Annotated in this window: 26 protein-coding genes and 1 pseudogene; 18 read left to right on the top strand and 9 right to left on the bottom strand. The window is 71.8% G+C overall.

Going from position 1 to position 25,221, the window contains the following annotated elements:
• Nucleotides 1-3 precede the first annotated feature (3 nt).
• From ACFVKT_RS28385 to ACFVKT_RS28355, 7 genes are all read left to right on the top strand, one after another.
• Nucleotides 4-1,071 (top strand): segregation/condensation protein A, encoded by a 1,068-nt coding sequence (locus ACFVKT_RS28385; RefSeq protein ID WP_385736516.1) that lies wholly within the window; start codon nucleotides 4-6, stop codon nucleotides 1,069-1,071.
• Nucleotides 1,068-1,724: an SMC-Scp complex subunit ScpB gene (gene scpB, locus ACFVKT_RS28380; protein ID WP_329548462.1), complete on the top strand. Its 657-nt coding sequence runs from the start codon at nucleotides 1,068-1,070 to the stop codon at nucleotides 1,722-1,724. The genes ACFVKT_RS28385 and scpB overlap by 4 nt, the downstream gene beginning before the upstream one ends.
• Nucleotides 1,724-3,001 carry a pseudouridine synthase gene (locus ACFVKT_RS28375; protein WP_385736512.1) on the top strand — a complete coding sequence of 426 codons (1,278 nt, stop codon included), beginning with the start codon at nucleotides 1,724-1,726 and terminating at the stop codon, nucleotides 2,999-3,001. The genes scpB and ACFVKT_RS28375 overlap by 1 nt, the downstream gene beginning before the upstream one ends.
• A gap of 300 nt (nucleotides 3,002-3,301) precedes the next feature.
• Nucleotides 3,302-3,910 (top strand): TIGR03086 family metal-binding protein, encoded by a 609-nt coding sequence (locus ACFVKT_RS28370; RefSeq protein ID WP_385736509.1) that lies wholly within the window; start codon nucleotides 3,302-3,304, stop codon nucleotides 3,908-3,910.
• A 186-nt stretch (nucleotides 3,911-4,096) separates the two neighbouring features.
• Complete coding sequence (locus tag ACFVKT_RS28365) at nucleotides 4,097-4,855, top strand: NUDIX domain-containing protein (protein ID WP_385736506.1); 759 nt, start codon at nucleotides 4,097-4,099, stop codon at nucleotides 4,853-4,855.
• Nucleotides 4,852-5,874, top strand: a complete 1,023-nt coding sequence (locus ACFVKT_RS28360; RefSeq protein ID WP_385736504.1) for an ADP-ribosylglycohydrolase family protein — start codon at nucleotides 4,852-4,854, stop codon at nucleotides 5,872-5,874. Before ACFVKT_RS28365 ends, ACFVKT_RS28360 begins: the two co-directional genes overlap by 4 nt.
• 3 nt (nucleotides 5,875-5,877) lie before the next feature.
• Nucleotides 5,878-6,648 carry a DNA polymerase beta superfamily protein gene (locus tag ACFVKT_RS28355; protein WP_385736501.1) on the top strand — a complete coding sequence of 257 codons (771 nt, stop codon included), beginning with the start codon at nucleotides 5,878-5,880 and terminating at the stop codon, nucleotides 6,646-6,648.
• On the opposite strand, the gene ACFVKT_RS28350 is transcribed toward ACFVKT_RS28355, so the two are convergent.
• From ACFVKT_RS28350 to ACFVKT_RS28335, 4 genes are read right to left on the bottom strand one after another with little or no spacing between them, the layout of a single operon-like run.
• Entirely contained in the window at nucleotides 6,553-7,317 is a 765-nt protein-coding gene (locus ACFVKT_RS28350) for a DNA polymerase beta superfamily protein (RefSeq protein WP_385736498.1), read from the bottom strand. The two genes, ACFVKT_RS28355 and ACFVKT_RS28350, sit on opposite strands and share 96 nt — an antisense overlap.
• A 22-nt stretch (nucleotides 7,318-7,339) precedes the next feature.
• Entirely contained in the window at nucleotides 7,340-7,753 is a 414-nt protein-coding gene (locus tag ACFVKT_RS28345; RefSeq protein WP_385736495.1) for a Rieske (2Fe-2S) protein, read from the bottom strand.
• Nucleotides 7,750-8,334: a DUF6529 family protein gene (locus tag ACFVKT_RS28340; RefSeq protein ID WP_385736492.1), complete on the bottom strand. Its 585-nt coding sequence runs from the start codon at nucleotides 8,332-8,334 to the stop codon at nucleotides 7,750-7,752. The genes ACFVKT_RS28345 and ACFVKT_RS28340 overlap by 4 nt, the downstream gene beginning before the upstream one ends.
• Nucleotides 8,335-8,379: 45 nt before the next feature.
• Nucleotides 8,380-9,051, bottom strand: coding sequence for a hypothetical protein (locus ACFVKT_RS28335; RefSeq protein ID WP_385736617.1), 672 nt, complete (start codon nucleotides 9,049-9,051; stop codon nucleotides 8,380-8,382).
• Nucleotides 9,052-9,204: 153 nt separating this feature from the next.
• Here ACFVKT_RS28335 and ACFVKT_RS28330 point away from each other — a divergent pair, with 153 nt between their 5' ends.
• The 6 genes from ACFVKT_RS28330 (at nucleotide 9,205) to der (ending at nucleotide 14,444) form a co-directional block, all read left to right on the top strand.
• Complete coding sequence (locus ACFVKT_RS28330; protein ID WP_385736615.1) at nucleotides 9,205-9,669, top strand: YidB family protein; 465 nt, start codon at nucleotides 9,205-9,207, stop codon at nucleotides 9,667-9,669.
• A 118-nt stretch (nucleotides 9,670-9,787) separates the two neighbouring features.
• Nucleotides 9,788-10,150, top strand: coding sequence for a chorismate mutase (aroH, locus tag ACFVKT_RS28325; protein WP_266825391.1), 363 nt, complete (start codon nucleotides 9,788-9,790; stop codon nucleotides 10,148-10,150).
• The gene (locus ACFVKT_RS28320) at nucleotides 10,147-11,232 is read left to right on the top strand and encodes a prephenate dehydrogenase (RefSeq protein WP_385736489.1); all 1,086 of its coding nucleotides are present in this window, start codon (nucleotides 10,147-10,149) and stop codon (nucleotides 11,230-11,232) included. Before aroH ends, ACFVKT_RS28320 begins: the two co-directional genes overlap by 4 nt.
• A gap of 281 nt (nucleotides 11,233-11,513) precedes the next feature.
• Nucleotides 11,514-12,209 (top strand): (d)CMP kinase, encoded by a 696-nt coding sequence (cmk, locus tag ACFVKT_RS28315; RefSeq protein WP_385736486.1) that lies wholly within the window; start codon nucleotides 11,514-11,516, stop codon nucleotides 12,207-12,209.
• On the top strand, nucleotides 12,206-12,883 hold the full coding sequence (locus ACFVKT_RS28310) for a lysophospholipid acyltransferase family protein (protein WP_385736483.1): 678 nt from the start codon (nucleotides 12,206-12,208) through the stop codon (nucleotides 12,881-12,883). The genes cmk and ACFVKT_RS28310 overlap by 4 nt, the downstream gene beginning before the upstream one ends.
• Before the next feature lie 76 nt (nucleotides 12,884-12,959).
• A complete protein-coding gene (der, locus tag ACFVKT_RS28305) occupies nucleotides 12,960-14,444 on the top strand; it encodes a ribosome biogenesis GTPase Der (RefSeq protein WP_385736480.1) in 1,485 nt (494 codons plus the stop codon).
• A 55-nt stretch (nucleotides 14,445-14,499) separates the two neighbouring features.
• On the opposite strand, the gene ACFVKT_RS28300 is transcribed toward der, so the two are convergent.
• A complete protein-coding gene (locus ACFVKT_RS28300; protein WP_385736612.1) occupies nucleotides 14,500-14,886 on the bottom strand; it encodes a hypothetical protein in 387 nt (128 codons plus the stop codon).
• Nucleotides 14,887-15,056: 170 nt separating this feature from the next.
• Complete coding sequence (locus ACFVKT_RS28295; protein WP_385736477.1) at nucleotides 15,057-15,830, bottom strand: hypothetical protein; 774 nt, start codon at nucleotides 15,828-15,830, stop codon at nucleotides 15,057-15,059.
• 535 nt (nucleotides 15,831-16,365) lie between these two features.
• Between ACFVKT_RS28295 and ACFVKT_RS28290 the strand changes: the two genes are divergently transcribed.
• Both ACFVKT_RS28290 and ACFVKT_RS28285 read left to right on the top strand, forming a co-directional pair.
• Nucleotides 16,366-17,031, top strand: a complete 666-nt coding sequence (locus ACFVKT_RS28290; RefSeq protein WP_385736474.1) for a transglycosylase family protein — start codon at nucleotides 16,366-16,368, stop codon at nucleotides 17,029-17,031.
• 115 nt (nucleotides 17,032-17,146) lie between these two features.
• Nucleotides 17,147-17,653: pseudogene (locus ACFVKT_RS28285) on the top strand (transglycosylase family protein); the annotation flags it as partial.
• A 52-nt stretch (nucleotides 17,654-17,705) separates the two neighbouring features.
• On the opposite strand, the gene ACFVKT_RS28280 reads toward ACFVKT_RS28285, so the two are convergent.
• Genes ACFVKT_RS28280 through ACFVKT_RS28270 form a run of 3 tightly spaced genes read right to left on the bottom strand, consistent with a single transcriptional unit; the run spans nucleotide 17,706 to nucleotide 21,978 of the window.
• Nucleotides 17,706-18,452, bottom strand: coding sequence for an ABC transporter ATP-binding protein (locus ACFVKT_RS28280; protein ID WP_385736471.1), 747 nt, complete (start codon nucleotides 18,450-18,452; stop codon nucleotides 17,706-17,708).
• Complete coding sequence (locus ACFVKT_RS28275; protein WP_385736469.1) at nucleotides 18,449-21,496, bottom strand: ATP-binding cassette domain-containing protein; 3,048 nt, start codon at nucleotides 21,494-21,496, stop codon at nucleotides 18,449-18,451. The genes ACFVKT_RS28280 and ACFVKT_RS28275 overlap by 4 nt, the downstream gene beginning before the upstream one ends.
• Entirely contained in the window at nucleotides 21,496-21,978 is a 483-nt protein-coding gene (locus tag ACFVKT_RS28270) for a hypothetical protein (protein WP_385736466.1), read from the bottom strand. The genes ACFVKT_RS28275 and ACFVKT_RS28270 overlap by 1 nt, the downstream gene beginning before the upstream one ends.
• Before the next feature lie 136 nt (nucleotides 21,979-22,114).
• On the opposite strand from ACFVKT_RS28270, the gene ACFVKT_RS28265 reads away from it, so the two are divergent.
• The 3 genes from ACFVKT_RS28265 to ACFVKT_RS28255 all read left to right on the top strand — a co-directional run bounded on the left by ACFVKT_RS28265 (nucleotide 22,115) and on the right by ACFVKT_RS28255 (nucleotide 25,203).
• Nucleotides 22,115-22,651 carry a hypothetical protein gene (locus ACFVKT_RS28265; protein WP_385736463.1) on the top strand — a complete coding sequence of 179 codons (537 nt, stop codon included), beginning with the start codon at nucleotides 22,115-22,117 and terminating at the stop codon, nucleotides 22,649-22,651.
• On the top strand, nucleotides 22,626-23,912 hold the full coding sequence (locus ACFVKT_RS28260) for an ABC transporter substrate-binding protein (protein WP_385736460.1): 1,287 nt from the start codon (nucleotides 22,626-22,628) through the stop codon (nucleotides 23,910-23,912). Before ACFVKT_RS28265 ends, ACFVKT_RS28260 begins: the two co-directional genes overlap by 26 nt.
• Nucleotides 23,913-24,150: 238 nt before the next feature.
• Nucleotides 24,151-25,203, top strand: coding sequence for a helix-turn-helix transcriptional regulator (locus ACFVKT_RS28255; RefSeq protein WP_385736457.1), 1,053 nt, complete (start codon nucleotides 24,151-24,153; stop codon nucleotides 25,201-25,203).
• Nucleotides 25,204-25,221 lie beyond the last annotated feature (18 nt).

The raw sequence follows: 25,221 nt of genomic DNA, 5'->3' as shown, positions 1-25,221 counted from the left end.
GCTATGCCCTCGTATGACGCTTCCGTTCCCGCCTCCGGCCTCGGCGCCGGTCGTCGGCGTGTTCTGGGGCGGGGGCCCGGGGCGGTTCCACCACCGGGCGAGGAGCCGGTGGAGTCTGCGGCGGAGGTCGAGCCCGAGGCTCCCGTAGAGGCCGCGGTACCCGAGGATCCCGCAGCTCCCGTAGTGCCCGCCGAGCCTGAGGCTCCCGTCGAACTTGCTGTCCCCGTCGAATCCGAGCCCGAGGCCGACGCCGAGCCCGACGACGGTGTTTTCAAGGTGCGGCTCGCGAACTTCGAGGGCCCCTTCGATCTGCTGCTTCAGCTGATCTCGAAGCACAAGATGGACGTCACCGAAGTGGCGCTGTCGCGGGTCACCGACGAGTTCATGGCGCACATCAGGGCGATGGGGCCGGACTGGGATCTCGACCAGACGACCGAGTTCCTCGTCGTCGCGGCCACCCTGCTCGATCTCAAGGCGGCGCGGCTGCTGCCGTCGGCCGAGGTCGAGGACGAGGCGGACCTGGCGCTCCTGGAAGCCCGGGACCTGCTCTTCGCCCGGCTCCTGCAGTACCGCGCGTACAAGCACATCGCGGACATCTTCCAGGCCCGCCTGGACGAAGAGGCGTGCCGCTACCCCCGTACCGTCGGGCTGGAGGACCATCACGCCGAGCTGTTGCCCGAGGTGGTCATCAGCATCGGGGCGGAGGGGTTCGCGAAGCTCGCCGTGAAGGCGATGCAGGCCAGGCCCAAGCCGCAGGTGTACGTCGACCACATCCACGCGCCGCTCGTCAGCGTGCAGGAGCAGGCGGGGATCATAGTGGCGCGGCTGAAGGAGCTGGGGGCGGCCAGTTTCCGTGACCTCGTCGACGACACCGACGACACCCTGACCGTCGTGGCCCGCTTCCTCGCCCTGCTGGAGCTGTACCGCGAGAAGGCCGTGTCGCTGGACCAGGACGAGGCCCTCGGGGAGCTGGTCGTGCACTGGACCGGCGGGGACAGTGACGAGCAGCCGAGGGTGACGGACGAGTTCGACCGGCCGCCCGAGGTGCCCAAGGAGGAGAAGAAGGCGTGAGCGAGGACACCACCGAGATCCCGGCGGGGCCGCGCACCGTCGCCGACCTCGATCTCAAGCCCGCCCTGGAGGCCGTACTCATGGTCGTGGACGAACCCGCGACCGTGGAGCACCTCTCGAAGATCCTGGAGCGGCCGAAGCGGCGGATCGCGGCCGCGCTGCGTGAGCTGGCAGACGAGTACACCATCCAGGGGCGAGGCTTTGAGCTGCGGCTCATCGCCGGGGGCTGGCGGTTCTACTCCCGGCCCGAGTACGCGATGGCCGTCGAACGCTTCGTCCTGGACGGGCAGCAGGCCCGGCTCACCCAGGCGGCGCTGGAGACCCTGGCGGTCGTCGCGTACCGCCAGCCGGTCAGCCGATCCAGGGTCTCCGCGGTCCGTGGAGTGAACTGCGACGGCGTGATGCGCACCCTCCTGCAGCGGGGTCTGGTCGAGGAGGCGGGCACGGAACCCGAAACAGGTGCGATCCTGTACAGGACGACGAACTACTTCCTGGAGCGAATGGGCCTGCGTGGCCTGGACGAGCTCCCGGAGCTCGCGCCCTTCCTCCCAGAGGCGGACGCGATCGAAGCAGAGACGCTGGAAGGGGTCCCGTCGTTCGATCCGGACGCACCGGATGCAGATGCAGACGACACGACGACGACGGAACTTTGATGCGAAGCAGTGGCAGCGGTAGTGGCAGGAACAGCGGGCGCGGCAACCCCCGCGGGACCGGTGGGAGCAGTAACTCCCGCGGGACCGGCGGAGGCGGCAGCTCTCGCGGGACCGGTGGGGGTGGCAGCTCTCGCGGAGCCAGCGGGGGTGGCAGCTCCCGCGGGGCGAGCGGAGGCGGCAGCTCTCGCGGGTCCGGCGCGGGTAACTCCCGCGGGACCGGTGGGAGCGGCAGCCCCCGCGGGACCGGTGGGAGCAGCTCCCAGCCGAGGAGCGCGGGAGGGCGCGACGAGCAGCCGAAGCGCCCCGGCAAGCCCCGTCCCGAGGAGCGCCGCTACGACGTGGGCCCCGCCGCGTCCCACGAGGGACCGAAGTCAGGGCGCGGCAACGCGGCCCGCGGCGGCGCCAAGGGCGGCCCCAGGCAGGGCCAGCAGCGCGGCGGCCGTACGGAGCCCGCGCGTTCCCGCGAGTTCGAGACGCGGGCCGAGGAGCGCAACCGCGACCGGTACGCGGGCAAGCCGGAGATCAAGACGCCCAAGACCCACCCCGGGGCCGAGGAGGAGGGCGAGCGCCTGCAGAAGGTGCTCGCGCGCGCCGGCTACGGCTCGCGGCGTGCCTGCGAGGAGCTGGTCGAGCAGTCCCGGGTCGAGGTCAACGGCGAGATCGTCCTGGAGCAGGGCATGCGCGTTGACCCGGAGAAGGACGAGATCAAGGTCGACGGGCTGACCGTGGCCACGCAGTCGTACCAGTTCTTCTCGCTGAACAAGCCCGCCGGTGTCGTCTCGACCATGGAGGACACCGAGGGCCGTCAGTGCCTCGGCGACTACGTGACGAACCGCGAGACGCGGCTCTTCCACGTCGGGCGGCTGGACACCGAGACCGAGGGCGTCATCCTGCTCACCAACCACGGTGAACTGGCGCACCGCCTGACCCACCCCAAGTACGGCGTGAAGAAGGTCTACCTCGCGCACATCGTGGGTCCGATCCCGCGCGACCTGGGCAAGCAGCTCAAGAACGGCATCCAGCTGGAGGACGGGTACGCGAAGGCGGACCACTTCCGTGTCGTCGAGCAGACCGGCAAGAACTACCTGGTCGAGGTGACCCTGCACGAGGGGCGCAAGCACATCGTGCGCCGCATGCTCGCGGAGGCCGGCTTCCCGGTCGACAAGCTGGTGCGCGTCTCCTTCGGCCCGATCACCCTCGGCGACCAGAAGTCCGGCTGGCTGCGCCGCCTCTCGAACACCGAGGTCGGCATGCTCATGCAGGAGGTCGACCTCTAGGAGTCCCCGCAGGGGCGCTCGTCGTTTCGGCCGGTTCCGGGATTGCCCCGGGACCGGCCGATGCGTTTTCCGCTCGCCGGCGGTCTGTACCGGTGAGGGAAGGGGGCGCGCGATGGGCGCCACGAGGGAGACATGGCCGTACGAGGGGTACGCCGGGTGGGGCTGCCTGCAGCCGAGCGCCACGCGTACGTGCCCGGCGGCCCTGGAGGGCCGTGTGCGCCGTCCGCCGCCCTTCGGGCCCGGCGGGCCGGGAAACGCGCCCGGGGAGCCTCTGAGGGCCTCTGGGGCGGGTGGGTCGACATGAACTCCGGGGAGTTGCTGGAACGTTCGCTCGCGTACGCGCTGGGCAGTGTCGCCGTCGTGGCGCCGGGGAGTCTGGGGCGGCCCACGCCGTGTGCCCGGTGGGACCTGGGGGAGTTGCTCGGGCACCTCGACGACTCGGTGGACGCGCTCTACGAAGGGGTCGCCGCGGGGCGGGTCGGCCTGAGTCCCTCGCCGTGGGCCGCCGATCCCGTGTGTGCCTTCCGGCGGCGGGCGTGCGCTCTGCTCGGCGCCTGGGCTGTGATGTCCGGCGAGGTGCGGTCGGCCGAGCCTTCGGCGGGCGTGGGGGACCGGTCGCTGGATCTCGGGCTCCTGGCGGCCGTCGGCGCCGTCGAGATCGCCGTACACGGATGGGACGTGGCCCAGGCGTGCGGGCGGTCGCGGCCGATTCCGCCGGCGCTCGCCACCGAACTGCTCCCCGTGGCGCGGTGCTTCGTCGCGGAAGAGGACCGGGGTGGGCGCTTCGCCGAGCCGGTGGGCGTGCCGGCGTCCTGGTCCCGGCCCGAGGACCGGCTGCTCGCCTTCCTGGGGCGGCGCCCGAGCCCGCCGCGATTCCTCTCCGGACCGGGGCTCGTCTGCCTCCCGTGACCTCGGGAAGCCCGTGATGTGGGGTGTCGCCAGGGGCCGTTGCGGCCGGAGCGGCGTTCTTGCCTTCCGGACGTGTCAACAAACGCGCGAATCAGCCCACTTGAAGGGTTGTGTGAGCCCGCTCACCTCACTTATAGTCGTGATGACTATTAGTCGTCCTGACTATAAAGCAGGGGGTGGACGGACGTGCTCGCACGGGAAGGCCGGGCGCCTGGTGGCAACGCACCCGAGGGCTACGACAAGTACGCGTTCGAGCCCTTCGCCGTCACCGTCGACCTGGCCGTGCTGACGGTCCGCGCGGGCGTGCTCCAGGTGCTGCTCGTCGAGCGCGGGCAGGAGCCCTATCTGGGCCGCTGGGCGCTGCCCGGCGGTTTCGTGCTGCCGCACGAGTCCGCGGAGACGGCGGCCCGGCGTGAACTCGCCGAGGAGACCGGCCTGTCGGACATCTCCGGGCTCCACCTCGAACAGCTTCGGACGTACAGCGAACCCCGCCGCGACCCCAGGATGCGCGTCGTCTCCGTCGCCTTCGCCGCGCTGCTCGCGGACCCTCCCGAGCCGCACGGCGGCGGTGACGCGGCGCAGGCCCAGTGGCTGCGGTACAACGCGCTCGATCCGCTCGCCTTCGACCACGACCGGATCCTCGCCGACGCCCACGAACGCGTCGGCGCCAAGCTCGAGTACAGCTGTCTCGCCACGTCCTTCTGCCCGCCCGAGTTCACCCTCGGAGAGCTGCAGCAGGTGTACGAGACCGTGTGGGGAACCGTGCTCGACCGGCCCAACTTCCGGCGCAAGGTGCTTGCCACCCCGGGCTTCGTCGACCAGGTCCCGGGTGCCGCGCGCCTCACCGGGGGCCGCGGCAAACCCGCCGCGCTCTACCGCGCGGGCGGCGCCACCACCCTGCACCCGCCCCTGCTGCGTCCCACCCAGGAAGGACGACCCACATGACCACCACGACGCTCGCGAAACGTGCCGCCACCGGATCCCTGCTCGGACTCGCCCTCGGCGACGCGATGGGGTTCCCGACCGAGTTCAACTCCGTGCCGGCGATTCTCGCCAAGTGCGGCCCCTGGCGCGAGATGGACCTGCCCAGGCCCGCGATCGTCACCGACGACACCCAGATGACGCTGGCCCTGGCGCGCGGCCTGCGGACGGCCATGGACCGCGGTCTGCTCGGCCCGCTGCGGATGGAGCGGCCGGTGCGCGAGGAGTTCGTGGACTGGTACCAGTCGCCCGAAAACAACCGCGCCCCCGGCCGCACCTGCCTCGTCGCCTGCAACCTTCTGAAGAACGAGAAGCGCCCCTGGCAGGAGGCCAGCCAGATCGGCTCCAAGGGGTGCGGCGCCAACATGCGGGTGGCGCCCGTCGGGCTGGTGCGCGGGCTGAGCGAGGAACAGCGGGCGGGCGCGGCGCAGTTGCAGGCCGCCCTCACCCACGGGCACCCCACGGCGCTCGCGGCCGCCGACCTCACCGCGCACGCGATCTGGCTCCTCGCCAACGGAACCGAGCCGATGGGCCTGGTCGGCCGGCTGCGCTCGTACGCGTACGAGAACCGCCACAACTACCACTCCCGCTGGCTCGGCGACCTGTGGACCCGTGGCCAGGACCCCACCGCGGAGCACTACATCGGGCGCGGCTGGGACGAGTGCCTGGAGATCCTGGACCACCTCCGGCACGCCCTGCGCACGGTCTCGCCGGAGGCCGATCCCTGCCTCGCCACGGGTGGCGGCTGGGTCGCCGAAGAGGCGCTCGCCACCGGCCTGTTGTGCTTCCTGATGTTCGTCGACGAACCAGTCACCGCTCTGCGCCGGGCCGCCTGCACATCCGGCGACTCCGACTCCATCGCCTGCCTGACCGGTGCCTTCGCGGGGGCGTACCACGGCTCGGACGCCTGGCCGACGTCGTGGGCCGACCGCATCGAGTACCAGGGCGACCTCATGTCTCTGGGAGCGCTCTGGGACGCTTGAGGGATGACCGATCTTCTCGACATCGACCTCAAGGCAGTGGTGTCCGAACAGCCCGACCCGCTGCTGTTCGCCACCGTCTCCGGAGCGCACCTCTACGGCTTCCCGTCGCGTGACTCGGACGTCGATCTGCGGGGCGTCCACCTCCTGCCGACGGCCGAACTGGTCGGGCTCCGCGAGCCGGAGGAGACCCGGTCCCGGATGTGGGATCAGGACGGGACCGAGATGGACCTCGTCACCCACGACCTCCGCAAGTTCGTACGGCTGATGCTGCGCCGCAACGGCTATGTGCTGGAGCAGCTCCTCTCGCCGCTTGTCGTGCACACCACCGACGCTCACCGGGAACTGGCCGCCCTCGCCCCCGGCGTCCTCACCAGCCACCACGCCCACCACTACCGGGGGTTCGCGACCACGCAGTGGCGGCTCTTCGAGAGGACCGGCGAACTCAAGCCGCTGCTCTACACGTTCCGAGTGCTGCTCACCGGTATCCATCTGATGCGCAGTGGTGAGGTGCAGGCCGATCTGCGCACGCTCGTCGGGGAGACCGAGGCCCCCGCCTATCTGCCGGACCTGATCGCCGCGAAGGCGGAGCGCGAGCACGGGACGGCGGACGTACGGCACGCGCGCGTGGAGGCCGATGTCGAGCGGCTGCAGGGACTGCTGGACGAGGCGCAGGGCGTGTCAGCGCTGCCGGACGCCCCGTCCGTGTACGACGCCCTGGACGCCTTCGTCGTCCGGGTCCGGCTGGAGGGCTCTCGGGGGCGTACGGAGGGCTGAGGCACCGCGGGTTCGGACCAGGAAGTCCTCGACGCGCGCCTGGTCCGGCTCGGCGGGGAGCGGGCTGCGGCCGGCCGCCTCGTCCGCCTCCGTCGCCAGCCGGGTCATCCAGGTCTCGATCCGGGGCCAGGTGACCTCGCCCCGCTTCACCGCGAGCAGCGGCTCGCGCTGATCGCCGACGTCGATCGTCAGCTCGCCGGTGCGCAGCAGGTCACGCGAGCTCATCAGCAGGCGGAGGAGGTGCATGGCGTGCTTCCAGCGCGGGGCGCCGTGCTGACGTACGTCGGCCTCCAGCTTCTTGCGCTGGCCGAGGGCATAGCGGGCGAACGTGTCGTGGGCCCGCCGGGACAGGAACGCCTCGCGCAGGGCGAGGAGTTCGCGGCCCGTGTCGTCGACGTACTCCACGACAGGGGAGTGCAGGCACTCCAGGATGTTCGGGTTCGCGCGCAGGGCCAGCTCGCAGAAGCGCTCCAGCTCCCAGCTGAACTGCTCCTCCGCAGGGCCCTCGACATGGGTCGGCGGCTTCTCGAAGCGCCAGAAGAGCGGGGTCGGGGCGAGGAAGACACCCCGACGGTCGGTGTCGCTCGTGTCCGTGGCCAGGCCGAAGGCGCGCGACCCCATCACGCAGGAGTAGATCGTGTGGTCGCGCACCAGGGCCTCGGAATCCATGTCCGGAGCGTACGTGCCGGCCTCACGCCAGGGTGATCGAATTTCCCTCGACCTTGATCTGCTTCTCCGGCAGCGGCTGTGTCGCCGGGGGATGGGCCACCGAGCCGTCCTTGATGCTGAACTTGCTGCCGTGGCAGGTGCAGTTGATGGTGCCGTCCGAGACGCTCGCCACCGGGCACTGCTGGTGGGTGCAGATGTTGGTGAAGGCCTTGAACTGGTCCTTCTCCGGCTGGGTCACCACGACCTGCGCGTCCTTGAAGATCTTGCCGCCGCCGACCGGGATGTCGGTCGTCTTGGCCAGCTCCTGTCCGGCGGAGGCGCCGGCGGACGACGAGTCGCCGCTGTCGTTGCTGCCGCCGTACTCGCTGCAGCCCGCGACGAGAGCCGCCGCGCCGCTCGCGAGGAGAATCGTGCGCCGCGTCGGGCGTTGGGTCATGTCGTCACTCCGAAGGTGCGGAAGAACCAGAGGGCGGACGTCAGCCAGATGACGGTGAGGACGGTGAACACGAGTCCGCCGACGATCGGCAGCAGCCAGCCGGGCAGTCGCTCCGAGCGGAGCAGCAGCATCTTGGCACTGAAGGCACCGAAGAAGAAGCAACCCAGGAGAGAGTGCCACAAAACGCGCGATTCGTACGTCTGGTAGCCGAGCGCGTACAGGCAGTGCACCGCGACCGGCACCGCCACCAGGAACGCGATCCGTCCCGACCAGCGGTGCAGTGCCGCGGACCAACTCGGCCCCGGCAGCTTCCCGTACACCATGAACGCCGAGACGACCTGGACGAGTGCGAAGCCGAACGCCACCGTCGCCAGCCAGGACTTCACGGCGCCCGTGCTGCTGAAGCCGGCGAGGTTGAAGGCGGTCCCCGCGGGGTCGTGGACCTTGCCGTACACCCCGAGGCCGACCGCCACAGCGGCGGCGACCAGGGCCGGGACGAGGTAGCGGGCCGGGTGCGGACGGCTGTGGGCGGGCGGGGGAGTCGGAAAGCCTCGGGTGGCGGCGTTCGGATCCACGGTCATGAACGGCTCCCTGCGCGAGAGGGCGTCGGATGAGGGAACGAGAGGTCAGGGGGTGACGGGCTCGGCGGTGAGCTGCTCGCCGTCGATCGTCACGGCGCCCGTCTCCGGGTCGATCTTGGGCGCGGGTGCGGGCTTGCCGTCGCGGTTGACGATCCCGACCTGATCGTCACCGTCTCCGGGCAGGACGACCCAGCCGCCGTCGACCAGGGCGCCGCGCACGGTGGCCGTCGCCCGGTAGAGCCCGGACGGCTTGACCGCCTTGTCGGCGGTGAAGCCGTAGCGCTGCCCGTCGAGGTCGACCGTGCCGCGGATCCGCTTGCCCTCCTGGAGCGTGCCTTTCAGCTCGGCGCCGTTCTTGCCGGTGAGCTTCATCGAGCCGTCGTCCTTGACGTCGCCCTTCAGCCAGGACTCCTTGTCGTGGCCGTCGCAGAAGTACGCGATCGCCCTGCCGTCGCGCAGGGAGACCGCGATCGCCGAGGAGTCGTCGTCGGTACGGCCCGCGTAGTCGGCGTCGGGCTGCGCGGTCTTCGACGGAGTCGGCGACGGAGACGGCTTGCCTTCGCCGGGTGTCGCGCTCTGCTTCGGGCTCGGCGAGGCGGGCGCCTCCTCCTGGTAGGACGACGCGCTCTTCGTCCCCGTCGTCGCGTTGAGCGACAGCAGGAACAGGCCGAGCACCAGTCCCGCGAGAAGGGTGACAACGGGTCCTGGACGCTTCATACGGGCCATACGGGCCTCCCCCGAGGCGAGTCTCCCGGCCATGAGAGCGGATCCGCGCCCCGGCGTCCAGAGGCGCACAGGCGTGTTCTCACCACAAGTGGCGGAACAGGGCAATTCGAGTGACATTGGCAGAGTCCGAGGCCGGGCGGTGACCTGCCGCCGGCCGCGCTCACGAAAGGCGTGACCATGGCGGGTAACGATCTCGGCAGCCTGCTCGGCGGTCTCCTCGGCGGCGGCAAGGGCGGGACGTCCGGTGGTGCCGGCGCGGGCATTCTGGGGGCGCTGCTCCAGTCCCTGGCGGGCGGTTCGGGCAGTGGCTCGGGTGGCGGCAGCAATCCGCTGGGCGGACTTCTGGAGATGCTCGCCAAATCCGGGCTCACCGCGCAGAAGGACTCCTGGGTCGGCACCGGCGCGAACCAGCCCGTGACCGGCGCGCAGATCCAGCAGGCGCTGCCCGACGAGACGCTCAGGCAGGTCGCCGACCAGGCCGGGGTCACCTCGGACCAGGCCGCGGACCAGATCGCCCAGACCCTGCCCCAGGCGGTCGACAAGCTGACCCCGAACGGCGTGCTGCCGGCCGCCTCCCTGGAGGACCTCATCAAGGCGCAGCAGGTCTGACACCTCGCGGTGCGTGCGCGGCCCCCGTCTCGTCAGCCGGGCGCCGCGCACCCGCGCGTTGCGGGCTGACTACGCTGGTGTGACAAGACGTGTAAGTACACCAGCGAGGAGCATCACCGTGGCGGTACGAGCGGTCCGGGGCGCCGTCCAACTGGAGCGGGACGAGGCCGGCCACATGGACGAGCAGGTCAGCGAGCTGCTCACCGCCGTCCTGGAGCGGAACGGCCTCACCACCGACGACCTGATCAGCATCTGGTTCACCGCGACGCCCGATCTGCACAGCGACTTCCCGGCGGCCGCCGCACGCAAGCTCGGCATCGTCGACGTGCCGCTGATCTGCGCGCAGGAACTGGAGATCGAGGGCGCGATGCCCCGAGTCGTACGACTCCTCGCGCACATCGAGTCCGACAAGCCCCGCGCCGACATCGCGCACGTCTACCTCGGCGCCGCGGGCGCACTCCGCAAGGACATCGCCCAGTGAGAACCGCCCTTGTCATCGGCACCGGCCTGATCGGTACGTCGGCCGCCCTGGCCCTCGCCGGTCGCGGCGTCGTGGTCCACCTCGCCGACCACGACCCGGAGCAGGCCCGTACGGCAGCCGCGCTCGGCGCCGGTACCGACGAGACGCCGGACGGCCGCGTCGACCTCGCGATCGTCGCCGCGCCGCCCGCACACGTGGCCGCGACCCTCGCGGACGCCATGCGGCGCGGGGTGGCCCGCGCCTACCTCGACGTGGCGAGCGTCAAGGGCGGCCCCCGCCGGGAGCTGGAGGCGCTCGGCCTCGACCTGTCGTCTTACATCGGCTCGCACCCCATGTCCGGCCGTGAGAAGTCCGGGCCGCTCGCCGCCACCGGAGACCTCTTCGAAGGGCGCCCGTGGGTTCTGACGCCCACCCGGGACACGGACACCGAGGTGCTCAACCTCGCCCTGGAACTCGTCTCGTACTGCCGCGCCGTACCCGTCGTCATGGACGCCGACGCACACGACCGTGCCGTCGCGCTCGTCTCGCACATGCCGCATCTGGTGTCCAGCATGGTCGCCGCGCGTCTGGAGCACGCCGAGGAGACAGCCGTACGCCTCTGTGGCCAGGGCATCCGTGACGTGACGCGGATCGCCGCCTCCGACCCGGCGATGTGGATCGACATCCTGTCCGCGAACCCGGGCCCGGTCGCCGACCTCCTCGCGGACGTCTCCGCCGACCTCGACGAGACGGTCCAGGCCCTGCGCGCCCTCCAGTCCTCCGACGAGGAAAAGCGGCGGGAGGGCGCCGACGGGATCGAGGACGTCCTGCGGCGCGGGAACGCCGGCCAGGTCCGCGTGCCCGGCAAGCACGGCTCCGCGCCGCGTGCCTACGAGGTCGTGGCCGTCCTCATCGACGACCAGCCCGGCCAGCTCGCCCGCATCTTCGCCGATGCCGGGATGGCGGGGGTCAACGTCGAGGACGTACGCATCGAGCACGCGACCGGGCAGCAGGCCGGTCTGGTGCAGCTCATGGTGGAACCCAAGGCGGCGCCGGTGCTGAGCGCCGCGCTGCGGGAGCGGGGCTGGGCGCTGCGGCAGTAGTCCCTCCTGGGAGGGCCCGCTCACTACGGCCCCCCAGTGCGGCCCTGCTCGCGGGACGGCTTTCTCGCGATGGTCCTCCCAGGCGGCCGGCCCGGAACGGCCTTCACCATGCGGGCCTGGCGGCCCTGTGGCGACAGCCCGCTCCGGGCAGCCCCCGGGTCCGGTAGGACGAGGCCTCCGCAAGGGCCAGTAATACGGGCTCCGCGGAGCCAGTAACCTTGTGCGGGGCGCGATCGCGTCCCGCACAAGCCTCCTCTCCGCACCAGGAAGGTGTTCCCACCGTGGAAAACGGCGCCGCCCGGACCGTACCGGCTGTGATTGTCGCGATTGACGGCCCCTCCGGCACGGGCAAGTCGAGCACCTCGAAGGCGGTGGCCTCGCAGCTCGGACTGAGCTACCTGGACACGGGTGCCCAGTACCGGGCGATCACCTGGTGGATGGTGAGCAACGGGATCGACATCACGGACCCGAGCGCGATCGCAGCCGCCGCGGGCAAGCCGGAGATCGTCTCGGGCACCGACCCGGCCGCACCGGCCATCACCGTCGACGGGACCGATGTCGCGGGCCCGATCCGTACGGACGAGGTCACCTCCAAGGTGAGCGCGGTCAGTGCGGTACCCGAGGTGCGCGCGCGGATCACCGAGCTGCAGCGTTCGATCGCCGCGGGCGCGGAGAACGGGATCGTCGTCGAGGGGCGTGACATCGGGACGACCGTGCTGCCCGACGCAGACCTGAAGGTCTTCCTCACCGCGTCCGCCGAGGCGCGTGCCGCCCGGCGCAACGGTGAGCTGAAGGGTGCCGACATCAACGCCACCAAGGAGGCCCTGGTCAAGCGGGACGCGGCCGACTCCAGCCGTAAGACGTCCCCGCTCGCCAAGGCCGGCGACGCGGTCGAGGTGGACACCTCCGAGCTCACGCTCGAGCAGGTCATCGAGTGCGTCGTCACCCTCGTCGAGGAGAAGCGGGCCGCGAAGTGACCGAAGCACCATCGGTACGGGGTGCCGAGGTCGGGCGCCGTATCGGCGTCGGACTGATGTACGGCCTGTGGAAGCCGCGCGTTCTCGGGGCCTGGAAGGTTCCCGCGAGCGGCCCGGCGATCCTGGCCGTGAACCACGCGCACAACATCGACGGACCGATGGTCATGGGCGTGGCGCCCCGGCCCACGCACTTCCTGATCAAGAAGGAAGCGTTCATCGGGCCGCTCGATCCCTTCCTGCTCTCCATCGGCCAGCTGAAGGTGGACCGCTCGGTCGCCGACCGCACGGCGATCACCAAGGCACTCGGCGTTCTGGACAACGGCGGGGTCCTCGGCATCTTCCCGGAGGGCAGCAGGGGCGAGGGAGACTTCGCCTCGCTGCGGGCCGGGCTCGCGTACTTCGCCGTACGCAGCGGGGCGCCCATCGTCCCGGTGGCGGTGCTGGGAAGTTCCGAGAAGAGCAGCCGCCTGACCAAGGGGCTGCCTCCGCTGCGCAGCAGGGTCGACGTCGTCTTCGGCGACCCCTTCGAAGCGGGCGACGGCAGCGGACGGCGTACGCGCAAGGCGCTCGACGAGGCGACCGTGCGCATCCAGAAGCAGCTCACCGCGCATCTGGAAAACGCCAGGCGCCTCACCGGGCGCCGGGAAAACGCCGGGCGCCCCATCGGGCACTAGGCGACACTTGAGTAGTGGATCTCCCGATATACGGGGGACCACCGATCACCACGATGAACTACGAGGTACGGACTTCATGAACGACCACATCCAGCCCGACGGCCCGGCAGGTTCTGCCGAGCACGAGCACGGGGCGCTTGGCGATGCCGAGTACGCGGAGTTCATGGAGCTCGCCGCGGAAGAGGGCTTCGACGTCGAGGACGTCGAGGGCGCGCTCGGGGAGGCGGGCCACGGTCCGCTGCCCGTGCTCGCCGTCGTCGGCCGCCCCAATGTCGGCAAGTCGACTCTGGTGAACCGGATCATCGGCCGTCGCGAGGCGGTCGTCGAGGACAAGCCCGGCGTCACCCGCGACCGTGTCACCTACGAGGCCGAGTGGGCGGGCCGCCGCTTCAAGCTCGTCGACACCGGCGGCTGGGAGCAGGACGTCCTCGGCATCGACGCCTCCGTGGCCGCGCAGGCCGAGTACGCGATCGACGCGGCCGACGCGGTCGTCTTCGTCGTCGACGCCAAGGTCGGCGCCACGGACACCGACGAGGCGGTCGTACGACTGCTGCGCAAGGCCGGCAAGCCCGTGGTCCTGTGCGCCAACAAGGTCGACGGACTGAGCGGCGAGGCCGACGCCTCGTACCTCTGGGCCCTGGGTCTCGGCGAGCCGCACCCCGTCTCCGCCCTGCACGGCCGTGGCACCGGCGACATGCTGGACGCCGTCCTGGAGGCGCTGCCGGAGGCTCCGGCACAGACCTTCGGCGTCGCGGTCGGCGGCCCCCGCCGGATCGCCCTCATCGGCCGCCCGAACGTCGGCAAGTCCTCGCTGCTGAACAAGGTTGCCAACGAGGACCGCGTGGTCGTCAACGAGGTCGCGGGCACCACCCGTGACCCGGTCGACGAGCTCATCGAACTCGGCGGCATCACCTGGAAGTTCATCGACACGGCGGGCATCCGCAAGCGTGTCCACCTCCAGCAGGGCGCGGACTACTACGCCTCGCTGCGCACGGCCGCCGCGGTGGAGAAGGCCGAAGTCGCCGTCATCCTGATCGACGCCTCCGAGACCATTTCCGTCCAGGACCAGCGCATCGTCACGATGGCCGTCGAGGCCGGGCGTGCGATCGTCCTCGCCTTCAACAAGTGGGACACCCTCGACGAGGAGCGCCGCTACTACCTGGAGCGCGAGATCGAGACCGAGCTCCTCCAGGTCGCGTGGGCGCCGCGGGTGAACGTCTCCGCGCGTACCGGGCGGCATATGGAGAAGCTCGTCCCGGCGATCGAAACGGCTCTGGAGGGCTGGGAGACCCGCGTTCCGACCGGTCGTCTGAACGCCTTCCTCGGCGAGCTGGTCGCCGCCCACCCGCACCCGGTCCGCGGCGGCAAGCAGCCCCGCATCCTCTTCGGCACGCAGGCGGGCACCAAGCCCCCGCGGTTCGTGCTCTTCGCCTCCGGCTTCATCGAGCACGGCTACCGGCGCTTCATCGAGCGCCGGCTGCGCGAGGAGTTCAGCTTCGAGGGGACGCCGATCCACATCTCGGTGCGGGTGCGCGAGAAGCGCGGTGCCAAGAAGAAGTAGTCATGGGAAAGGGGCGGCTCCTCACATGTGAGGAGCCGCCCCTTTCGCTGTGCCCTCAGATCCCCCTGCGCGGCGCGGGCGGCAGTGCGGCCGGGACGTGGTGCATTCCGGTGCTGTGCTGTTGCTGCCGTCCGCTCGTCTGCTGCCGCGCGGAGTACGCCCCCGCGCTGTACGAGCTGTAGGAGTTGTGCGGGCTGTAGGACCCGTACGAACTGAGCGAGCTGAAGGAGTTCGTGCTCTGCGGGAGGTTCCCGAAGGCCGCGAAGCCCAGCTCCTCCTCGCCGTGGCGGTCGCCGGGCAGGGCCCTGAAGGATCTGACCCACTCGGCGTAGAGCGCGTCGTAGATCGGCGTGGCCGATGGGCCGCCCGGGGGGTCCTGGGCCGGTCGCGCGACGGGGACCGGCTGGAAGGGCTGGCGGCGGGGGACGTCGTAGGTGTGCACGTACGTGCCAACGACCCCGGCCCCGCTACGGATGCGGCCAACGCGCTGCTTTCGCAGGCCGCCGAGAGCGCGCGTGCGCCCCGCCAGGGGCGCGGGGAACTGCGCGACCAGCCGCATACGGCCCGCGTCCGACAACGCACCGCAGTTCCCCGGCGAACCCGGCGGAGCGATCAGGTCCCGGCGAGCGGCAGCGCGCTGGCGACGAGCTTGCCGTTGGCGGCGGCCTTGTCCAGTGCGTCGCGCAGCAGGTCCTCGCGGGGCTGGCGGCCGATCGAGCCGACCGGGGCCGCGAACAGCAGCACCTGCTGGTGCTTGTTGGCGGCCGCGCGCCAGCTGTCGGCTACCTGGAGCGCCTGGTGCGCCTGCCACCAGGCGACGGGCGAGCCCCCGCCGGTGCCCGGCTGGAGCACGGCGTGCAACTGCCCGGCGGCGAGCAGCACGGACCAGCCGTGCAGCACGGGCGGCACCGAGTTGAGCGTGGTCACCGGCATGAAGCCCTGCTCGATGAGGAGAGGCAGGAAGTCGTCGCCGATGTCGGTCGAGCCGGGGCGGACGATGGGCCCGGTCGGTTCGACGACCAGCGCCGGGTGCAAGTCGCCGTTGATCAGGACGAGTCCGCTGGTGACACCGAGCACGGCCTGCTCGGGCCCGGCGCCCACCGGCCCGCCCTCGGCGCTGATCGAGCGGACGGCGCCCTGGAGTTGTTCCTCGGTGACCTGGACGACCTGCGAGGGCAGGCAGGTCGCGTGGGCGAAGGCAAGGACGGCGGTCTCGTCGCCGATGAACAGGACGGTGCTGGTGCGCTCCTGTTCCGAATCGCCCTGGGTGCGGCAGGAGGTGCAGTCGTAACTGCCCGGGGCGTTCTCTCCGGCGAGCAGCCGGTCGGCTTCTTCGTCGCCGATCTCGGCGCGTACGTCGTCGCTGACGTCGAGCATGCGCGGCACGCTGGCTCCTCGGGATGCGGTGCGTGGCGATGCCGGGTGGCCCCCGGCACCTGAATCCGGGGGTCCCCGGCTCATGAAGATGACAACGGGCGATCTGTGGCCGGAGTCACGCCCGGGAGCGAACGGAATCGAACCATCCGAAGCGCAGCGTGAGGTCACCCGCGGAATCCGTCACTCCGAGCCAACTTCTCGGGGTACTAGGGAAGTTGAGCCGGTGAGCTGGGTCACAGATCACCGGACCGACAGGTCGACATATCAGGAAATCACCCTATGAAGTGGGTGGCCGAATATAGCTGATACCCACGGTAACGGTGAACTGGCCTCGAATGACAAGGAGTTGGTTGATATCGCTCGGCAGGCTCCATAGATTCCACCGCCGTGTGCAACGAGCACCGCTCGGGTACGTCCGTCGGCCGAACCAGCCAGCTCTCAGCACAGCCTCCGGCGGACGGGGCGGAGCGCGGCAACCGGCGTCATACGCGCGGGGAATCGCGCCCTGTCCTGGGGGACCCCGGGTCCGTGGAGAGGGATATGTATGTCCGCATGTGCCGAGAACAACAGCACTCATAAGGGTCGTACGACACGTACGACGGCGGTCCTCGCCGGGGCGGCCCTGCTCGCCCCGCTCGGCCTGCTCGCCACGAGCGGCAATGCCGCGGCGGCCGACAGCGGAGTGTGGGACCGCATCGCCCAGTGCGAGAGCGGCGGAAACTGGCACATCAACACCGGCAACGGCTACTACGGAGGACTGCAGTTCTCCGCCGGTACCTGGCAGGCGTACGGCGGCGGTGCCTACGCGTCGACCGCCGACAAGGCGTCCAAGAGCGCCCAGATAGCCGTCGCGACCAAGGTCCAGCGTGCGCAGGGGTGGGGCGCGTGGCCCACCTGTTCGGCGCGGGCCGGAGCGTCCGGCAGCGCGCCCGCGGCCTCGGGTGCCGGGTCCTCCGGAGGATCGGCGACGACGAAGTCGGCTCCCAGGTCCGCACCCAAGGCGGCCCCGTCGAAGACGCCCGAGCGTCCGTCGGGCGACCACACGAACCGGAGTTCGTCCCGCGGCGACTACACCGTCCGCAGCGGTGACACATTGAGCGCCATCGCGGCGTCGCACGGGACCACCTGGCGGAAGATCTACGCCGCCAACAAGGCCGTCATCGGCGGCGATCCCGACCTGATCGTGCCCGGGCAGCGGCTCGACCTCTGAGCCCTGACCCGCCAGTGCGGGGTCCCGTCCGGCCGGTCCTCCGACCGGGTGGGGCCCCGACCCGGCCGGGCGCGGCTGGACGGGCGCCCCGGCCGGGCTGCCTAGCGTGGGCCGGATGCACCCCCAGTGGCTCTCATCGACCATGCCGGGCAAGTCCGTTCGCTACGCGGTCCTGGTCGCCGCCGCGCTGGCAGTCCTGGCACCCTCCAGGGCCGTCGCCGCCCCGCCGCCCCTGCTTCCCGGTCCCCAGGCGGCACGAGTGCCCTACGACTGCGCCAAGGACCAGTGGCCCTGGGGCTGTCTCGCCGAGTGCGAGAGCAGTGGCCGCTGGGACGCGAACACCGGGAACGGCTTCTACGGAGGGCTGCAGTTCTGGCCGTCGACCTGGGAGGAGTTCGGCGGTCTGAAGTACGCCTCGCGCGCCGACCTGGCCACGCGCGCGGAGCAGATCGCGGTCGCCGAGGGGGTGTTGGCCGCCCAGGGATGGGAGGCCTGGCCCGTCTGTTCCAAGAGGTACGCACTCCAGGGCCGTATGCATACGGTGAAGCGCGGCGACACGCTCTCGTCGATCGCCCGCAGGTATCAGGTCAAGGGCGGCTGGCAGGCGCTCTACAAGGCCAACAAGCAGATGATCGGGCTCTATCCGGACCGGCTGAACGTGGGCACCCTGCTCGTCATCCCGAAGGGTTCGGGCGACGGCGCCCGGACCTCGGACCGCGCCCTGTTCGGCCCGCCGTTGGCGGCCCCGTCTCCCTTTGCCTCTCTGGTTCCCGTCTCGCCTCAGCCGCCTCTCCGCTGAACGCGACCGCGCCGCGGCGCAGTTCATGGACGTACGTCGTCCGGCCCGGCCTCTCGCGCAGGCCGGGCGGCAGCCGCTGTTCCGCGACCACCACGCACGCGTCGAGGCCGCCCAGGAGTTCGTACGTGCGTGCCGCGACCGTCGGTGACATGCCCTGCGCGGGCTCGTCGACGAGCACCACGCGCACGCGTGTCAGCAGGGCGCGGGAGAGGGCGAGCATGCGCTGTTCGCCGCCGGAGAGGGTGCCGGCGCGGCGGGGGAGGAGCGGGAGAAGCTGGGGGTAGGCGTCGAGGGCGGGGGCGAAACCGGTCTTGGGGGCGGCCAGTTCGAGGTTCTCGCGGACCGTGAGCGAGCCGAAGACGGCCCGGCGCTCGGGGACGAAGCACAGCCCGCGGCGGGCGCGTTCGTAGGCGGGCAGCCGGGTGACGTCCGCGCCGTCCCAGACGACGGTCCCGCCGGACAGGGGTACGGCCCCCGCGAGGGCGCGCAGCACGGTCGTACGGCCGGAGCCGTTGCGGCCCAGCAGCACGGTGAGGCCGGGGCCGGGGGCGATGAGGGTCACGCCGTGCAGGGCCTCCAGGGGGCCGTAGCGCACGCGCGCGTGGCGCAGGGCGATACTCATCCGCCGGACCCCGTTTCGAGTACGCGGTCGGCCGGCCCGGTGGTGACGATCCGCCCCGCCGCCATGACATGGACCGTATGGGCCAGATCGGCGACCAGGTCGAGGTCGTGCTCCACGACGAGCAGGGCGATGCCGTCCGCGGCGAGGGCCCGCAGCACGCGCGCGAGGGCGGCCACTTCACCGCTGTCGAGTCCTGCGGCCGGCTCGTCGAGCAGCAGCACCCGCGGGCTGCCCGCGAGCGCCCGCGCCAGTTCGACGCGTCTGAGGGTGCCGGTCGGCAGCCCCGCCGCGGGCAGCGCCCGCACCGGCCCGTCGAGTCCGAACAGCCGCAACGCCCGCTCCACGGAACCCGGATCGGCGGTCCGTCCCTGCTCGGCGCCCACCCGAACGTTTTCGGCCACGGTCAAAGAGGGGAAAACTGCCAACTGTTGAAAGGTCCGCGCGATCCCGAGCCGGGTGCGGGCGTGCGCGGCCAGCCGGGTGATGTCACGCTCCCCGAGCAGTACCTGGCCGCCCGCGGGACGCAGCGTCCCGGCCAGACAATGGAACAGGGTGCTCTTCCCCGCGCCGTTGGGCCCCACGACCGCGGTGACCCGGCCGGGCCGGACATCGAGGTCGACTCCGTCGAGGGCGGTGAAACCCCCGTACGTGACGTGCAGTCGGCGGGCTCGGAGCGCCGGGTGGGCGCCGGACTCCAGCGGCAGGCGAGAACGTCGGGGAACGGCCGCGCCCGGCGAGGCCGATGCGGCGCCCCGCGGGTGCGCGGTGCTTCCCGGCCGCTCGGCGTCCGAGGTCGCCGCGCCGACGCGGGGCGGTCCGGCGGGAATGGCCGGCGCCGTACCGGCGGGCGCCGGCGTTGTGTCGGCCGGGCCATGTTGTGGTGGTTGGGCCGGGTCTCCCGTGTGTTCGGTGTCCGGTGCCTTCTCGTCGGCGCCGTGCCGTCCGGTGGTGTCGGGTGGCGTTGTCTCGGCGGGCGGCACGGCGCCAGGCCGTGGTGCGTGTTGTCCGGGGGGTTCCGGGAGTTGCCGGCCTGTGTGTCCCGGTCCGGTGGCAAGGGTGCGGCCGCTGCGGTGTTCGCCCACCGCGGGTACTGCCGGGCGCCGTCGGCCGGGCCGGGCCGGTGCAGTGCGCCCCGCGGACGTCCTCGCGGTGGCTCCTGCCGGTACCGGGGCCCTGGTCATCCTCGGCCGCACCGGCCGCAGTTGGCGTCGTACGTGGGTGCCCAAGGGCGTGAGGGTCGCCCGGCGGCGCAGGCGCAGCCGGGAGGCGGCGGTGCGCAGGGCCTCGTACGGGCCGCCGGGGAAGCGGCCGACGAGGACGGCCAGTACGCCGATCAGGGCCGCCGCCACGCCGCCGCGCGCCCCGGCGTCGAGTCCCACGAGCAGGGCCGCGGCGAGGAGGGCGCCGATCACGCTGTCGGCGCCGAGGACGACGACCGCCGCGAACCAGAGCAGGCCGCGGACGGGGTCGTACGCCGTGGCGTCGAAGGCGCGCAGCCCCATGCCGAGCATGCCGCCACCGAGGGCGGCCAGGGCGGCGCCCGCCACGAAGGCGGTCAGTTTCAGGGCCGGGACGCGGACTCCCGCCGCCGACGCGCCCGACTCGTGGTCGCGCATCGCGGCCAGGGCCCGGCCAGTGCGGCCACGGCGCAGCATGCCGGCCGCCAGCAACGCGCAGCCCAGCAGGGCCAGTTCGAGCAGGTAGTACGCGCGGTCGCCGTCGAAGCCCGCCGGGCGGCCGAGGGACAGGCCGGAGATGGCGTAGGGCTGGCTGAAGACGAAGCGGCTGACGCCGACGCCCACCGCGAAGGTGGCCAGGGCGAGGGCCAGGCCGTGGCGGCTGATGGCGGGCCAGCCCGTCAGGAGGCCGAGCGGGGCGACCAGGATCACGGCAACGGCCAGCGCGGCCAGTTCCGGCAGCCGGGGCAGGCCGGGGAAGCGGCCCGCAGCGAGCAGGGCGGTGAAGAGGGCGCCGAGACCGGCGTACGCCGCCTGTCCGAGCGAGATCTGGCCGCCGCGGCCGGTGACGACGACCAAGGACAGCAGCACCACGCCCAGCGCCGGCACCTGCACCGACGTATGCAGGTCCGAGCCCGCGAAGCCCAGGGGCAGGAGGAAGAGGACGACCGCGACTATCCAGGCCCCCGGCGGTGTCGCGACGCGGGCCGTCGCCGTGCGCGGGAGCGCGGCGCGGGTGTCGATGCCCGGGAGGACGAGGGCCGCGATCAGCAGCGCGACCACGAACAGGTTCGCGCCGACCGCCTGGAGCAGGGGTTCCCCCCGGCCGGACGGGTGCAGGCGGGTCAGCTGGCTCTGCGCGACGCCGATGCCCAGCGCCACCACGACCGCCACCGGAAGGCTGCGCATCCGGGCGACCACGGCGACCGCGAGCACCTCCATGACGAGCAGGGGCATGCCGTACGGGTCGAGGCGCACGTACGGGGCGAGGAGTACGCCGGTCAGGCCGGCCGTGAACGAGCCGAACGCCCAGCCCGCCGCGGCCACTCGGTCCGCGTCGATGCCGCCGAACTCGGCGAGGGAACGGTCGTCGACCACGGCGCGCAGCTCCGTGCCGATGCGCGTCCAGCGCGTGACGGCTCCGACGCCCACGGCCAGCGCGACCGCCACCGCCAGCTGCCCCCACGGATCCGCCGACACCAGCGTCGGCGCGTCCGCGCGCGCCCCCGTGCCCCACACCAGGGCCGCCCCGCCGACGAGCAGCACGAAGACGCCGATGGACGCGACGAGCGTCTGCGCCGGGTCGCCGCCGAGGACGGACAGCGGGCGGAAGACGAAGCGTTCCAGGGCCACGCCGATCGCCGGGGCCACCAGGAGCAGCGTCACCGTGGCGCCGAACCACAGCGGCCAGCCCCACTCGACCGTCAACTGGCGCAGCAGATACGCGCACACCATCGCGATCGCGCCGTGCGCGAAGTTGAGGACACCGGTCGCCCGGTGGGTGACGATCAGCCCGATTCCGGTGAGGGCGGCTGCGCTGCCGACCGAGAGACCGGCGAGGGTGAGGTCGTACGTCAGTGACGCCATCAGTCGTCCGGATCGGCGGCGGACGGCTCGCAGATCGGGCAGGGATCCAGTTCCCCGCTCGCCAGCAGCAGCGAGTCCACCGGCACGGCCTCCGTCTTCCCGGCGACCAGCGGGCAGTCGGCGCGGTGCCACAGTGTGCCGCCGGGCACCATCAGGAGCTCACCGCTGGTGGCGACGGGGGCGAGGGCCGGCTGCCCGGACTCGTCCACGTCTGCGGGCTCGGCGGCGACCAGGAGGCCGTACAGCTCCTCGACGCGGGCCGCCGCCAGCGCGTTCCTGCCGTGGGTGAGGAGCACCGCGCCCGCGATGATCAGCGCGGCGCCGGGCACCGTGCACGACGCCAGAAACGGCAGCTGCCGCTCCGCGTACCGCTCGCCCGAGATGCCGTACCAGCCGATCACGCACAACACCGCTCCCGCGGCGAGCGCGGCCCACCCCGCCCATAGCACGGGGTGCACAGTCCGCAGTCGAGCTGTCCGCATCCGGGGCTCCAACACGTCGTGTGTTTTGGTCCGTTGACTGTCCATGTCAGCCGATGGCTTGCACTATGCCTTCTGCAAGCTGACCCTGAAAGCACCGGGCGCACCTGGCCCGGTCCGACACCCGGTGGTGAGCCAGATGGTTCTCGGGAGCGACCTCAGGCGGGGGAACGGCCGGGGGGTGGCGGCAGCGGCGGTCCTGTTCCTCGCCGCGGCCCTCACGGCGTGCAGCGACGAAAGCGGCGGCGGTGACACCAACCCGCCCACCCCCTCCGTGGAACAGTCCACCAGCGCGGAGCCCAGCCCCACGGCTCCGGCCGATGCCGCGGCGGCCGAACAGGAGGTCAAGGAGAACTGGGTGAAGTTCTTCGACCCGGCCGTCGCCCAGAAGGACAAGACGGCCGTGCTGGAGAACGGCGACCAGATGACGCAGGTCCTGGAGGGCTTCAGCGGTGATCAGCGCGGCCAGCAGGTGGAGGCCGTCGTCGAGAAGGTCGAGTTCACCTCGCCGGCCGACGCGAACGTGACGTACTCCCTGCTCCTGGAAGGCGCGACCGCGCTGCCGGGCGCCTCCGGAACGGCGGTCGAGCAGGACGGCACCTGGAAGGTGTCCGTGAAGACGCTCTGCGCCCTGGTGCAACTGAGCGGCAATGCGTCGCCGGGCCCGGGCTGCTGAGGCACTCGCCGCGGGCCTGCTGCTCCTGCTGAGCGCGGCCTGCGGCAGCCGCCTCCCGGAGAGCGACTTCGAGGGCCGGTCCACGCCCGCCCCGCAAGGGGGCACCGCACCGATCCGCGTCGGCATCATCACCAGCGCCACCAGCCCCGTCGGCGGCTCCGCCTTCACCGGACCGCGCGACGGGGCGAAGGCCTACTTCGACCGGCTCAACGCGCGTGGCGGGATCGGCGGGCGGCAGGTGGAGGTGCGGCTGTGTGACGACGGCGGCAGCGGGGTCGGCAACAACGAGTGCGTGCACCGACTCGTCGACGAGGACAAGGTCGTCGCCCTCGTCGCCACCACCGCCCTCGACTACGCGGGTGCTCCTCGCGTGTCCCACGCGCGCGTGCCCGACATCGGCGGGCAGCCCATCGGGCCGGCCTACGACACCTATCCCTACCTCTACGGGATCTACGGCAGCCTCGCGCCCCGTGCCGGCACGCCCGGCTGGGGCGGTGAGCTGTACGGCGGGACCGAGGTCTACCGCTACTTCAAGCGGGAGCAGGGCGCCCGTACCGCCGCCGTCGTCTCCTACAACCAGTCCGCGTCGGCCTCCTACGCCGGGCTCGTCGCCGCGGGGCTGAAGGCCGAGGGCTACGAGGTCGTCACCGAACAGGTCGACTTCGCGCTCCCCAACTTCCGGGCCGCCGCGGCCGATCTGAAGGAACAGGGCGCCGATCTCGTCTTCGACGCCCTCGACACGCATGGCAACGCGCAGCTCTGCGAGGCGATGGACGCCGTCGGGGCCTCGGTCATCGCCAAGGTCACCAATGTGCAGAACTGGACGTCCGCCGTTGCCTCCGACTACGCGGACTCGCCGCGGTGCCGCAACGCCCTGTGGGCCACCGGGGCCAGCCGCAACTACGAGGACACCGGGAATGCCGCCGTGCGGGAATTTCGTGAGGCGACGAAGGGGCTGGAGACGCACTCCCAGTGGCAGTTGGAGGGGTGGGCGGCTGCGATGTGGTTCTCGGATGCGGCCGAGTCCTGTGTGTCTTCGGGGGTCACGCGGGCGTGCGTCGACCGGTTCATGAACCGGGGGGAGCCCTACAGCGCCGAGGGGTTGCTGGTTCCTGTCGTCTACGAGCGGCTGGCCGCGCCGCCCTCGACGCGGAGGACGTGTTTGTCGGTGGCCCGGTGGGAGGACGCGCGGGGGTGGGTCTCCCAGGGGGAGATGGACAGCAACTGTTTTGAGGTGCGGCAGCTGGCTTATCGGCCTTGAGGGGGGCGGGGCAGGGGGGGCGGGGTGGTCTTTTCGCCCCCTCCGCCCCTACCCGTCCCTTGTTCCGGGGGCTGTCGCCCCCAGACCCCCGCATCGCGCTGAACGCGCTCGTCCTCAAACGCCGGACGGGCTGAGAATCCTCAGCCCTCCGGCGTTTGAGGAGCGGGGTCTGGGGCGGAGGGGGCGAACAACCCCTTGCGGACCGAAGGTGTCCGCAACGGCTGCCAGACTCAACCCCATGTTGGAGACCTCCGCACGGCTGCTGCGTCTGCTCTCGCTGCTTCAGGCCCATCGGGAATGGTCCGGGGCGGACCTGGCGGACCGGCTCGGTGTCACGCCCAGGACCGTGCGCCGGGACGTGGACCGGCTGCGGGAGCTGGGCTATCCCGTCAACGCCAGCCCCGGCACGGGCGGCGGCTATCAGCTCGGCGCGGGGGCCGAGCTGCCGCCGCTGCTCCTTGATGACGAGGAGGCGGTGGCCGTGGCCGTCGGGCTGCGGACGGCCGCGGGGCAGGGCATCGAGGGCATCGGCGAGACCTCCGTACGCGCGCTCGCCAAGCTGGAACAGGTGCTGCCGCACAGGCTGCGCCGCCGGGTGAGCGCCCTGAACGCGTTCACCGTGCCGATGCTGCGCGGCTCGCAGCCGTCAGCCGTCGCCATCGATCCCGCCGTGCTCACGGAGCTGGCCAACCTTTGCCGGGACGCCGAGCGGCTGCGCTTCGAGTACCGCAGTCATGAGGGCGAGTCCAGTCGCCGTACGGTCGAACCGCACCGGCTGGTCTGCACCGAGCGCCGCTGGTATCTGGTCGCCTGGGACCTCGACCGCGACGACTGGCGTACCTTCCGGGTGGACCGCATCACGCCCACGCCACCGCACGGACCGCGCTTCACACCCCGCACGCCACCGGCCGAGGACCTGGCGGAGTACGTCTCCAGAGGCGTCTCCAGGCGGGTGTACGCCTCGCATGCCGTCGTCAGGCTGCTGGTGCCCATGGAGGAGGCCGTCGAGCGGATCTCGCCCACCGCCGGGATGCTGGAGGCCGAGGGGAAGGACAGCTGCATCCTGCGGACCGGGGCGGCGAGCCTCGATGTGATGGTGCTTCACGTGATGATGACCGGCTTCGAGTTCGAGGTGCTCGAACCCGCGGAGCTCACCGGGGCGATCAGGACGGCTCGGGACCGGCTGTCCCGGGCTCTGGAGCGGGCCGGGCAGCCGGCGACACCGCCGCGTAATCGGGATGGTGCAGGTCGAACGCCGGGGACTCGGAGCGGATCCGGGGCAGCGTCTTGAAGTTGTGCCTCGGGGGCG

The sequence above is a fragment of the Streptomyces sp. NPDC127595 genome (assembly GCF_042671685.1).
GTDB lineage: Bacteria > Actinomycetota > Actinomycetes > Streptomycetales > Streptomycetaceae > Streptomyces.
The sequence above is the reverse complement of the archived record's forward strand: the minus strand, read 5'-3'. Positions and strand labels throughout refer to the sequence as shown.